The sequence below is a fragment of the Cupriavidus laharis genome (assembly GCF_914271435.1).
Classification (GTDB): domain Bacteria; phylum Pseudomonadota; class Gammaproteobacteria; order Burkholderiales; family Burkholderiaceae; genus Cupriavidus; species Cupriavidus laharis.
The window spans coordinates 63,381-75,869 of the sequence record NZ_CAJZAI010000010.1 but is presented as its reverse complement, the minus strand read 5'-3'; the positions used below and the strand labels follow the sequence as shown (position 1 = coordinate 75,869).

Annotated in this window: 8 protein-coding genes; all 8 read right to left on the bottom strand. The window is 65.4% G+C overall.

Going from position 1 to position 12,489, the window contains the following annotated elements; translation table 11 throughout:
- Window positions 1-82: 82 nt before the first annotated feature.
- Window positions 83-4,888: a glutamate synthase-related protein gene (locus tag LDO29_RS19540; RefSeq protein WP_396022696.1), complete on the bottom strand. Its 4,806-nt coding sequence runs from the start codon at window positions 4,886-4,888 to the stop codon at window positions 83-85.
- Window positions 4,889-5,237: 349 nt separating this feature from the next.
- Window positions 5,238-5,963, bottom strand: a complete 726-nt coding sequence (locus LDO29_RS19535) for a transposase (RefSeq protein ID WP_224081423.1) — start codon at window positions 5,961-5,963, stop codon at window positions 5,238-5,240.
- 103 nt (window positions 5,964-6,066) lie between these two features.
- On the bottom strand, window positions 6,067-7,203 hold the full coding sequence (locus tag LDO29_RS19530; RefSeq protein ID WP_224081422.1) for a deoxyguanosinetriphosphate triphosphohydrolase: 1,137 nt from the start codon (window positions 7,201-7,203) through the stop codon (window positions 6,067-6,069).
- 47 nt (window positions 7,204-7,250) lie between these two features.
- On the bottom strand, window positions 7,251-8,357 hold the full coding sequence (aroB, locus tag LDO29_RS19525; protein WP_224081421.1) for a 3-dehydroquinate synthase: 1,107 nt from the start codon (window positions 8,355-8,357) through the stop codon (window positions 7,251-7,253).
- Window positions 8,354-8,896: a shikimate kinase gene (locus LDO29_RS19520; protein ID WP_224081520.1), complete on the bottom strand. Its 543-nt coding sequence runs from the start codon at window positions 8,894-8,896 to the stop codon at window positions 8,354-8,356. The genes aroB and LDO29_RS19520 overlap by 4 nt, the downstream gene beginning before the upstream one ends.
- Before the next feature lie 280 nt (window positions 8,897-9,176).
- On the bottom strand, window positions 9,177-11,291 hold the full coding sequence (gene pilQ, locus LDO29_RS19515) for a type IV pilus secretin PilQ (RefSeq protein ID WP_224081420.1): 2,115 nt from the start codon (window positions 11,289-11,291) through the stop codon (window positions 9,177-9,179).
- A complete protein-coding gene (locus LDO29_RS19510) occupies window positions 11,288-11,824 on the bottom strand; it encodes a pilus assembly protein PilP (RefSeq protein ID WP_396022695.1) in 537 nt (178 codons plus the stop codon). The genes pilQ and LDO29_RS19510 overlap by 4 nt, the downstream gene beginning before the upstream one ends.
- Window positions 11,821-12,489, bottom strand: coding sequence for a type IV pilus inner membrane component PilO (pilO, locus tag LDO29_RS19505; protein WP_224081418.1), 669 nt, complete (start codon window positions 12,487-12,489; stop codon window positions 11,821-11,823). Before pilO ends, LDO29_RS19510 begins: the two co-directional genes overlap by 4 nt.

The following is a 12,489-nucleotide window of genomic DNA, read 5'->3' as shown; positions in this document are numbered from 1 at the left end:
GGCCTTGCTGTGAGGTCAGTATCTTGTCGGGACCGCCGCCGGTGTTGTCTTGGCTGCGGTCCCTGTCTCGTGGTGCCGCGGATCAGGCGGCGATGGCTTCGCGGTCGCTGTCGCGGGCAGCCTGTTCCTTCGCGTACATCTCGCCCAGCGCGCGCTTGTACTCGGTCGGGAAGACCTTGACGAATTTGCGGCGCGCCGTGGTCCAGTCCGCCAGCAGCGCCTTGGCGCGCTCGGAACCGGTGTAGCGGAAGTGCTGCTCGATCAGGTTGCGCAGGATGACTTCATCCAGCACACGCTTGCCGCCGACCTTGTGCCACGAAGCCTGCGGCTGGCCCTTCTCCTGGTCGGCCGAGGCCAGCACCGCTTCCAGTGCCACCATCGAGGTGTTGCAGCGCTTGTCGAACAGGCCGTCCTCGTCATAGACGTAGGCCACGCCGCCCGACATGCCGGCCGCGAAGTTGCGGCCGGTGCCGCCCAGCACCACCACGGTACCGCCGGTCATGTACTCGCAACCGTGGTCGCCGGTGCCTTCCACCACGGCCACCGCGCCCGAGTTGCGCACCGCAAAGCGCTCGCCGGCCACGCCGTTGAAGAACGCTTCACCGGCGATCGCACCGTACAGCACGGTATTGCCGACGATGATGTTGCGGGTCGGGTCGCCGCGGAACTCGTGCGGGGCACGCACGATCACGCGGCCGCCCGACAGGCCCTTGCCGACGTAGTCATTGCCGTCACCAACGAGGTCCAGCGTGATGCCGTGCGCCAGGAACGCGCCGAACGACTGGCCGGCGGTGCCCTGCAGCTGGATGTGGATGGTGTCGTCCGGCAGGCCCTCGTGACCGTACTGCTTGGCCACCACGCCCGACAGCATCGCACCAACCGTGCGGTTCACGTTCTTGACCGGCTGGATGAACGAGACACGCTCGCCCTTCTCGATCGCCGGACGCGCCTTGGCGATCAGCACGTGGTCCAGCGCCTTGCCGGCTTCGGCCGACAGGCCATGGTCCTGCACGTCGGTGTGGTACAGCGGCGTGTCCGCCGGCAGCGCCACCTGGTGGAAGATACGGGTGAAGTCCAGACCGCGTGCCTTCCAGTGTTCGATGCCGGCCTTCGTGTCGAGCAGGTCGGCGCGGCCGATCAGCTCGTCGAAGGTACGGATGCCAAGCTGGGCCATGATCTCGCGGGCCTCTTCAGCGACGAAGAAGAAGAAGTTCACCACGTGTTCCGGCTTGCCCTGGAACTTCTTGCGCAACTGCGGATCCTGCGTGGCCACGCCCACCGGGCAGGTGTTCAGGTGGCACTTGCGCATCATGATGCAGCCCTCGGCAACCAGCGGCGCCGTGGCGAAGCCAAACTCGTCGGCACCCAGCAGCGCGCCGATCACGACGTCGCGGCCGGTCTTCATCTGGCCGTCGGCCTGCACGCGGATGCGGTTGCGCAGGCCGTTCAGCAGCAGGGTCTGCTGCGTTTCGGCCAGGCCCAGCTCCCACGGCGTGCCGGCGTGCTTGATCGACGACCACGGCGAAGCGCCGGTGCCGCCGTCATGGCCGGCGATCACCACGTGGTCGGCCTTGGCCTTGGACACACCGGCAGCCACCGTGCCGACGCCTACCTCGGACACCAGCTTGACCGAGATGTCCGACGACGGGTTGACGTTCTTCAGGTCGTGGATCAGCTGCGCCAGATCCTCGATCGAGTAGATGTCGTGGTGCGGGGGCGGCGAGATCAGGCCGACGCCCGGCACCGAGTAACGCAGCTTGCCGATGTAGTCCGACACCTTGTGGCCCGGCAGCTGGCCGCCTTCGCCCGGCTTGGCGCCCTGCGCCATCTTGATCTGGATCTGGTCAGCCGAAGCCAGGTACTCGGCGGTCACGCCGAAACGGCCCGACGCCACCTGCTTGATCTTGGAACGCAGCGAGTCGCCGTCCTTCAGCTCCAGTTCCGTCTCGATCACGCCGTCGCCCAGCACGCTCTTCAGGGTATCGCCCTGCTTGATGGGGATACCGCGCAGCTCGTTGCGGTAGCGCTTCTCGTCCTCGCCGCCTTCGCCGGTGTTGGACTTGCCGCCGATGCGGTTCATCGCCAGCGCCAGCGTGGTGTGCGCTTCGGTCGAGATCGAGCCAAGCGACATCGCGCCGGTCGCGAAGCGCCGCACGATTTCCTTGGCGGGCTCGACTTCTTCCAGCGGAATCGCCTTGGCCGGGTCGACCTTGAACTCGAACAGGCCGCGCAGCGTCATGTGGCGCTTGCTCTGGTCGTTGATGATGTTGGCGTATTCCTTGTACGTCTGGTAGGCACCCTTGCCGTCGTCCGCGCGCACCGAGTGCTGCAGCTTGGCGATCGAGTCCGGGGTCCACATATGCTCTTCGCCGCGGATGCGGAAGGCGTACTCGCCGCCGGCGTCCAGCATGTTCTCCAGCACCGGGCTCGCGCCGAAGGCGTCCTTGTGCAGGCGTAGCGCTTCCTCGGCCACTTCGAAGATGCCGATGCCCTCGACGTTCGACGGCGTGCCGTGGAAGTACTTCTGCACCAGCTCGCGCGACAGGCCGATGGCTTCGAAGATCTGCGCGCCGGTGTACGACATGTAGGTGGAGATGCCCATCTTGGACATCACCTTGAACAGGCCCTTGCCGATCGCCTTGACGAAGTTCTTGACTGCCTTCTCGGGCGACAGGTCGCCCGACAGGCCGGTGGCCATGTCGGCCAGCGTTTCCATCGCCAGGTACGGGTGCACGGCTTCCGCGCCGTAGCCGGCCAGCAGCGCGAAGTGGTGCACTTCACGCGCGGTACCGGTCTCGACCACCAGGCCGGTGGACGTGCGCAGGCCCTTCTCCACCAGGTGGTGGTGAATCGCGGACGTGGCCAGCAGCGCGGGAATCGCGACATGGTCGGCATCCACGCGGCGATCGGTCACGATCAGGATGTTGTAGCCCGAACGCACCGCATCCACGGCTTCGGCGCACAGCGAGGCCAGGCGCGCTTCGATGCCTTCCTTGCCCCAGGCGGTCGGGTAGCAGATGTTCAGTTCGTACGAACGGAACTTGCCGCCAGTGTAGTGCTCGATGTTGCGGATCTTGGCGATGTCCTTGAAGTCCAGCACCGGCTGGGACACTTCGAGGCGCATCGGCGGGTTGATGTTGTTCAGCTCGAGCAGGTTCGGCTTCGGGCCGATGAACGACACCAGCGACATCACCATGTTCTCGCGGATCGGGTCGATCGGCGGGTTGGTCACCTGGGCGAACAGCTGCTTGAAGTAGTGGTACAGCGTCTTGTTCTTCGACGACAGCACAGCCAGCGGCGAGTCGTTGCCCATCGAGCCGGTGGCTTCCTCGCCCGACAGCGCCATCGGCGCCATCAGGAACTTGACGTCTTCCTGCGTGTAGCCGAACGATTGCTGGCGGTCCAGCAGCTTCGCCACGGGCTTCTTCTCGGCGGCGACGTCTTCCGGCTTGGCTTCGATCTCGTCGAGCTTGATGCGGACGGCATCGATCCAGCTCTTGTACGGCTTGGCGTTGGCCAGGTTGTCCTTCAGTTCCTTGTCGTCGATGATGCGGCCCTGCTCCATGTCGATCAGGAACATCTTGCCCGGCTGCAGGCGCCACTTTTCAACAATGCGCGACTCGGGGAACGGCAGCACGCCGGCTTCCGAGGCCAGTACGACGATGTCGTCCTCGGTCACGTAGAAACGGGCCGGACGCAGGCCGTTGCGGTCCAGCGTCGCGCCGATCTGGCGGCCATCGGTGAAGCAGATCGCGGCCGGGCCGTCCCACGGCTCCATCATGGCGGCGTGGTATTCATAGAAGGCGCGGCGGTTGTCGTCCATCAGCGTGTGCTGTTCCCAGGCTTCCGGGATCATCATCATCATCGCGTGGACGAGCGGGTAGCCCGCCATCGTCAGCAGTTCGAGGCAGTTGTCGAACGATGCCGTATCGGACTGGCCCGGATAGATCAGCGGCCACAGCTTGGGCAGGTCGTCGCCGAGCACCGGCGACGAGATCGCGCCGGTACGCGCGTTGATCCAGTTGACGTTGCCCTTGACCGTGTTGATTTCGCCGTTGTGGGCGACCATGCGGTACGGGTGGGCCAGTTCCCAGGCCGGGAAGGTGTTGGTCGAGAAGCGCTGGTGCACCAGGGCCAGCGCCGAGACGGCGCGCGGGTCCTGCAGGTCCAGGTAGTACTCGCCGACTTGGTTGGCCAGCAGCAGGCCCTTGTACACCACGGTACGGGCCGACATCGACGGCACGAAGTATTCCTTGCCGTGCTTGAGCTTGAGTGCCTGGATGGCGTGGCTGGCGGTCTTGCGGATCACGTAGAGCTTACGTTCCAGCGCGTCCGTGGTCATGATGTCGCGGCCGCGGCCGATGAAGATCTGGCGGATCACCGGCTCAGTCTTGCGGACCGTCGGCGACATCGGCATGGCGGCGTCGACGGGCACGTCGCGCCAGCCCAGCACGACCTGGCCTTCCAGGCGGACCGTGCGCTCGAGTTCCTGTTCGCAGGCGAGGCGCGAGGCGTGTTCCTTCGGCAGGAAGATCATGCCCACGCCGTATTCGCCGGCGGGCGGCAGGCTCACGCCCTGCGCGGCCATTTCTTCGCGGTAGAACTGGTCCGGAATCTGGATCAGGATGCCGGCGCCGTCGCCCATCAGCGCGTCCGCGCCGACGGCACCCCGGTGGTCCAGGTTCTCGAGGATCTTCAGGCCCTGGCTGATGATCTCGTGCGTCTTCTTGCCCTTGATATGCGCGACCATGCCGACGCCGCAGGCATCGTGCTCATTGGTCGGGTCATACAGGCCTTGCGACTGCGGACGCAGAGCGATGTCAGTGGAAGTTGCGCTGGTCTGCGCCTGGGCCAGTTCCTGGGCCGGATGGTTTTGCGATTGGTCCACGGGCTGAATTCCGGTGAAGGCTGCGCGGAATGCCGGGCAAACCGAACGGGACCGTACTGCTGCCTGCGCGCCGGACACAAATCTGCACCGGCTGGGCCGGTTTGGACCGGCTCATCATCTGCTGACAGGAAAACTACGGGGAACCGCAGCGGCGTACACGAGCGTGACGCGCCGCACAATGACTGTGGGTGGAGCAACTATATGGGAATCCCACAAAGCCTGCAAAGTTTTTAAATAGGGTCAGAACACATTTAAATTCGCACCGATTTGGAGATGACGTTAAATGGGGACACATTATTTTGCGAGGGCACCGGCGCGCAATCAACATCTGGCCGCCCCGGTGGGCTGACTACGTCACTGATTCGTCGGATTCATGGGTCTCGGCAAGCGGTTCGCGTCGCGGACGGCCCTTTGGCAGCGGCTGCACGCGCCGTGTGCCCTGACGCTCGAGTTGCGCAAGGAAAGCGTCGTCCCCGAGCGGCCAGCCGCTGTGAGCGTGCTTGCGCAAGGTCGCGAGCGTCCGGCCCGACAGGCCCTCGTTGCTGAGGGACCGGTAGTTTGACTGCCGCTCGAACGGCGTATTGCCCAGCTCCCAATATGCGGAGTGATCGCTCACAAGTGTGCTGGCCTCAATGCCGACGTGGTGGCGGTAGCTGCTCCAGCAGTCCGCCTCCGGTGTCATGACCTCGCCTGCCCGCATGGCGTTGCCTTCGGCATACAGCATCGCCGGCAGCATCCATTCGGCAGGATCGAACACCGCGGACCGGAAGCGTCCTTCCCACAGCGTGCCCGTGCGGCCTGCCGTGCGGTTGAAGTAGCGTGCGTAGCGGCGCCCCACGGCCTGCATGGTCAGGCTCAGCGAATCGGGTCCACGCGGCGTGGCCACCAGGTGAATATGGTTGGGCCGCAAGCCGTAGGCATGAATGGCCAGGTCGTGCTCGCGCGCCGCCATGCGCAGGCAGTCCAGGTAGTGCAGGTAGTCGTCCGGGCCCAGGAACACCGGTTGCCGGTTGTTGCCGCGCTGCAACACAAGGGCCGGCAGGCCGGCCGGGGAAAAACGGGGAAGTCGTGCCATCGGGGAAGCGAAAGGATCAGGACCGGGTTGCCCAGAATGATAGCCTGATCCGTCCCCAATTTCTGCGGGGCACCCGAGGGGGCCCGCCCCGGCTCATCGAGCGCTAGTTGCCTTCGCTCACGGCGAAGATGCGCCGGTGCTCGCGGATCGCATAGCGGTCGGTCATGCCGGCGATGTAGTTGGCGATCAGCCGCGGCTGGTCCCCGCCGTGCACGGCCTGGTACTGGGGCGGCAGCAGGCGCGAATCCGACATGAAGGCCCCGAACAAATCGGAGACGATGCGCTGCGCCTTGGACGACATGCGCATCACCAGATAATGTCGGTACAGGTGCCGGAACAGGAAGCGCTTGAGTGCAGCCGCCTCTTCGTGGATCTGCGGGCTGAACCCGACCAGCGGCCCCGCCGCGCGCACAGCGCCGATGGAGCGCGGGCTCGCGGCGGCAATATTGCGGCTGGTGGTCTCGATCAGGTCCACGATCAGCGTGTTGATCATGCGCCGCACCGTTTCGTTGATGGCGCGCCGGCCATTGATGCCTGGGAAGGCCTCAGCCACCTCGGCACGGTGGCGGCCCCACATCGGTACCTCGTCGAGCTGCTCCAGCGTCAGCAGCCCCGAGCGCAGGCCGTCGTCGATATCGTGATTGTTGTACGCGATCTCGTCGGCAAGGTTCGCCAGCTGGGCTTCCAGCGACGGCTGCGAGCCCTCCAGGAAGCGCCGGCCCAGCTCGCCAAGCGCGGCCGCATTGACGCGCGAACAGTGCTTGAGGATGCCCTCGCGCGTTTCGAACGTCAGGTTCAGGCCATTGAAGCCGCCATAGCGCTCTTCCAGCTCGTCCACCACCAGCAGGCTCTGCAGGTTGTGCTCGAAGCCGCCGTGGTTCTTCATGCAGGCATTGAGGGCGTCCTGGCCGGCGTGGCCGAACGGGGTGTGGCCAAGGTCGTGCGCGAGCGAAATCGCTTCGACGAGATCCTCGTTCAGGCGCAGGTTGCGCGCGATCGAGCGGGCGATCTGCGCGACTTCCAGGCTGTGCGTCAGGCGTGTGCGGAACAGGTCGCCCTCATGGTTGACGAAGACCTGGGTCTTGTACTCCAGCCGCCGGAAGGCCGTACTGTGGATGACGCGGTCACGGTCGCGCTGGAATTCGCTGCGCGACGACGACGCGGGCTCGGCATGAACCCGCCCGCGCGTCTGCGCGGAGCGGGCGGCGTAGGGAGCGAGATGGCTTTCAAGGTCGGTCATGCGGCAATCCGTGGGCTAGGTCAGGGTTGCGAGGCATAACCGATCACTTACGCGACCGTTGCCTCGGTCGGAGGTTTCAAGATTGCCTGCGCCAGCGTCGCGCGCAAGTCAGCATCAGGAACCGTGGTGATGAATGCTTCGCCGAGCTTCTTCAGCAGGATGAACTTGATGTTGCCGGCTTCGGCCTTCTTGTCCACCTTCATCAGTTCGATGTAGCGATCCGAGCCCAGTTCCGGCGCGACCACGGGCAGCATCGCCGCCCGGGTCAGTTCGCGGATGCGCGCACGCGTCTCGGCGTCGATGAAGCCAAGGCGGTGCGACAGGTCGGCTGCCATCACCATGCCGCAGCCGACCGCTTCGCCATGCAGCCATTCGCCGTAGCCCATGCCGGCTTCGATGGCGTGACCGAAGGTATGGCCGAAGTTAAGGATGGCACGCAGCCCGCCTTCGCGCTCGTCCTGGGCCACCACGCCCGCCTTGATCTCGCAGGAGCGTTGCACGGCCAGCGTCATCAGGTCCGGGTCGCAGTTGTTCAGCGCGGCGATATTGCGCTCGATCCAGGCGAAGTACTCCGCATCGGCGATCGCGCCATGCTTGATCACTTCGGCCATGCCCGCGGCCAGCTCGCGCGGCGGCAGCGTGCCCAGCGTGTCGATGTCGGCAATGACCGCGTTGGGCTGATGGAACGCGCCGATCATGTTCTTGCCGAGCGGGTGGTTGATGCCGGTCTTGCCGCCCACCGACGAGTCCACCTGCGACAGCAGCGTGGTCGGCACCTGCACGAACGGCACGCCGCGCATGTAGCAGGCTGCAGCAAACCCGGTCATGTCACCCACCACGCCGCCGCCCAATGCGACCAGCGTGGTCTTGCGATCGGCGCCCGCCGACAGCAGCGCGTCGAAGATCAGGTTGAGCGTTTCCCACTGCTTGAAGGCCTCGCCGTCGGGCAGCGTCACCACCCGCACGGTCTTGCCCAACGCCTTCAGGCTGGCTTCGACGCGTGCCGCATAAAGCGGTCCGACGGTTTCATTGGTGACGATGACGGCGTGCTGGCCGCGCACGTGCGGGCGCAGCAGTTCGGCGTCGCCGAGCAGGCCGGTACCGATATGGATGGGATAGCTGCGCTCTCCCAGGTCAACTTGTAGCGTGATCATGAATGCGTATCGTTAGCCGGCTGGTCCGACGCTGCAGCGGCGGGATCGACGCGGAAACCGGCCATTTCCAGCTGCATCAGCACCATATTAGCAAGCTGTGCCACCGACGGCTTGCCGGTCTCGATGATGAAGTCCGCCACCTCGCGATACAGCGGATCGCGCGCGGCGTAGAGCGCTTCCAGCTTGCCTTTGGGATCCTCGGTCTGCAGCAGCGGGCGGTTGCGGTCGTGGCGGGTGCGCAGCCACAGATCGTGCGGACTCGCGCGTAGGTAGACCACCGTACCGCGGGACTTGAGCAGTTCGCGATTCTCGGCGCGCAGCACGGCGCCGCCGCCAGTGGCCAGCACGATGCCGCTGCGTCCGGTCAGCTCCTGGATCATCGCCGCCTCGCGGTCCCGGAAACCTTCCTCGCCTTCGTGCTCGAAGATCACCGGGATGCGCACGCCGCAGTGCGCCTCGAGCTCATGATCGGAATCGAAAAACGGATAGTGCAGGCGCCGCGCGACCGTACGGCCCACGGTGGTCTTGCCGGCGCCCATCAGGCCGACGAAGAAGAGGTTGGGACGGCCGGTCTCCGTGGCCGTCGGCAAGGCTGTCACTGGATTGTCGCTCGGGAGCGCGGATTCCGGTCCGCCCTCCCCCGTTGGAAACTGCATCATCTTCTTATGTTGGGCCGCAGGCAGCAAGTGGCTGATGCGGCATTGCCGTGCGGACGCCCCCTGCGGACAAAAAAAGGCCGCATCGGTCGATGCGGCCTTGCAGTCTACTGCATCCGGCGTCCCGGGCGCCAATTACGCCTCATTCTCGCCGGGATGCGCGTCACTTCAACGTAACGCTCTCATTCAGGACACGCGGCGTCAGGAACACCAGCAGTTCGGTGCGGTTGCGCACCTTGGCGTTGTTCTTGAACAGGTAGCCCAGCACCGGGATGTCACCCAGCAGCGGCACCTTGTCCACGTCGGTGCTTTCGGTCTGCGTGTAGATACCGCCAATCACCACCGTACCGCCGTTGTCCACCAGCACCTGGGTCTGCACGTGCTTGGTGTCGATGGCAAAGCCCGATGTCGTCTGGATGCCCACGCTGTCCTTGTTCACATCCACGTCGAGCAGCACATTGCCTTCCGGCGTGATCTGCGGCGTCACCTCGAGCTTCAGGTTGGCCTTGCGGAACTGGACCGACGTGGCACCGCTGGATGTAGCCGCCTGGTAAGGCAGTTCCGTGCCCTGCTCGATCAGGGCCTTGATGTTGTTGGCCGTCACCACGCGCGGGCTTGAGATGATCTTGCCCTTGCCGTCCGCCTCGAGCGCGGAGAGTTCGAGCGCCAGGAAGCGGGTAGCCGCGCTGTTGAAGATACTGACCGCGACGTTCGCCGGGTTCGTGCCGTTGATGGCGGCGGCCGGCAGGCTCAGGAACGGGCCGTTGTCGGACGTAGCGCCAGGCAGCACGTTGCCGTAGGTGTTCCCGACCTTGGCATTGTTGTACTGGCCGGCAAAGCCGAGCTTGACACCCAGGTTGCGGCTGAACGTATCGGTCGCCTCGACAATGCGCGCTTCGATGATGACCTGGCGCACCGGGATGTCGATCTTGACCAGGAAGTTCTGCACTTCCTCCAGCTTGCTGGCGATGTCCGACACGAACAACTGATTGGTTCGGGCATCAGCGGTCAGCGAACCTCGCTTGGACAGCATGCGCGACGCCATGCCGGCCGCGCCGCCGACGGTGGGCACCGCCGCGCCCGGTGCGCCGCCCGTTGCCACGCCCAGCAGCATCTTGCGCACGTCTTCGGCGCGCTGGTAGTTCAGCTGGAACACCTGGCTGCGGATAGGCTCCAGGTCGTTGATCTGCTGCTGCGACTCCAGCTCGAGCTTCTCCTTGGTAGCCAGCTCCGCCTTGGGCGCCACCCACAGCACATTGCCGTTGCGGCGCGACGCCAGCCCCTTGGCATCCATCACGATCTGCAGCGCCTGGTCCCACGGCACGTCCTTCAGGCGCAGCGTGATGTTGCCCTGCACGGTGTCGCTGGTGATAATGTTCAGGTTCGTGAAATCGGCAAACACCTGCAGCAGCGAGCGGATGTCGATATTCTGGAAGTTGAGCGACAGGCGCTCGCCACGGTAGCCCGGACCGCTGATCAGCTTGGTCGGGTCTTCCTTGACGGGGCGCACTTCCACCACGAACTGGGTGTCGGTCTGGTAGGAGCTGTACTCCCAATTGCCGCGCGGCTCGATGACCAGGCGGGCATTGCCGCTGGTATCCGTCGCGCGCATACCCTGCACCGGCGTGCCGAAATCGCTCACGTCGAAGCGGCGGCGCAGGTTGTCAGGCAGCGTGGTGCCAAGGAAGTCGACCACCACGTTCTGGCCCTGCTGCGCGATATTGATGCCGGAATCGCGCGAGGACAGGTCCACCACCACGCGCCCTGCCCCATCCGCGCCGCGGCGGAAGTCGATGTTGCGCACGGACGCACGCGCCGCGGCAGCCGCAGTCGGTGCGGAAGGTGCCGCAAAGGTGGGCGCGGCCGCCTTGGCCGCGGGCGCGACATTGTCCAGCAGCACCACGAACTGGTTGCCGCGGACCTCGGTGCGGTAGGTCGCCGTGCGGGTCAGGTCCAGCACGACGCGCGTGCGGTCGCCGATCTGCATGACGCTGGCGCCGCGCAGCAGCTTGCCGCCGTAGTCATACTGGGCACGCCCCGCGGCAAACCCGGTATCGAACAAATCGATTGCGATCCGCGCCGGATTCTGCGTCGTGAAGTCCGCCGGCTTCTGCGCGGGCGGCGACTGCAGGTCGATGGTGAACAGGGTCTGCTCGCCCACCACGTTGGCGTCGACCGACTTCACCTGGTTGCCCTGCGCAAGCGCCGCCGGAGCGGCCAGCGCGAGTGCCATCGTCATTGCGCCCGCAAGCGCTCGGTACCAGCGACCCAGGGTCATGCCGACACCTCCAGCTTCAGGCTGGTCATTTTCTCTTTCCACTCGGATACCCCTTCCCGGACCAATTCGCGCAACACGATCTCCTGATCGGTGATGCGGACCACCCGGCCGTAGCTCTGGCCGAGATACTGACCCACCTTGACATGGTGGATCTTGTTATCAACACGTACGATGCCGAAGGTCTCGCCGTGTTTCTTCATCATGCCGAGCATCTTGAAGTTTTCGAGCGGATAGTCCTCCAGCGGTTCGCGGCGTCGCCCGGCTTCGGGCGACTCCGCCAGCATCTTGTTGAGTTCGCCGATCTTGGCCTGCGCGAACGGCTCCGGCGCGCTGCGCCCAGCGTATTCGCGCGGCACATAGGGCTTGGGTTCGGGCAACGGCGCGGGCGGCTGGGCCTTGGCGTTGCGCGTGGCATCCATCCACTGGCGCAGCACCTGTTCGTCGCTGGAACCGCACGCGCTCAGCAGTCCGGCGGCCAGCGCGGCGGCGAGCAGGCCCGCACGGCGCATGGAAAGGCTCACGGGGCGGCTCATTTAGCACCTCCGGCGGGCTTGGCAGCGTTGGCGGCAGCCTTGCGTTGCGCGGCCTGCTCGTCCGGGTCCAGCGTGCGGTAGGCCATCGCGACCGCCTCCATCGTCAGCGCGCCATCCTTGGTATTCGCAAGCTGCAGGTTTTGCATCGACACGATCCGCGACAGGGCGGCGACATCGGCATTGAACTGCGCGACGTCGTGGTAGCGGCCCGTCACCTTCAGGTTCACTGGGATCTCGGCGAAGTAAGGCTTGAGCACGGCGGCCTGCGGCTTGAACAGTTCGAACTGCAGGCCACGCGCCACGCCAGCGTGGTTGACGTCGGCGAGCAGGGCATCCATTTCCGTCTTGTTCGGAAGCTGGCGCTCAAGTTGCGCGACACGCAGCTCGACCTGCTTTTTCTGCTCGCGCAGCGCTTCCAGGTTGGCGACCTGCGCGACCTTGGACTGGTAGGCCTGCTTGAGGGACTCCTGTTCCGCGCGCTGGCGGTCCAGCTCGTCGGTCTTGCCGCTCCAATAGAACTGCCATCCGAGCAGCAGCACCACCGCCGCCGCCATGATGGCGAACACCGCGCGCGGCGCTGCGGGCCACGTCTCCGGCTCGTTCATGTTGAGCCCGCGGAACTGGCCCGTCAGGTCCGCCAGGTTGATTTCGGTATTGAGCCCCAT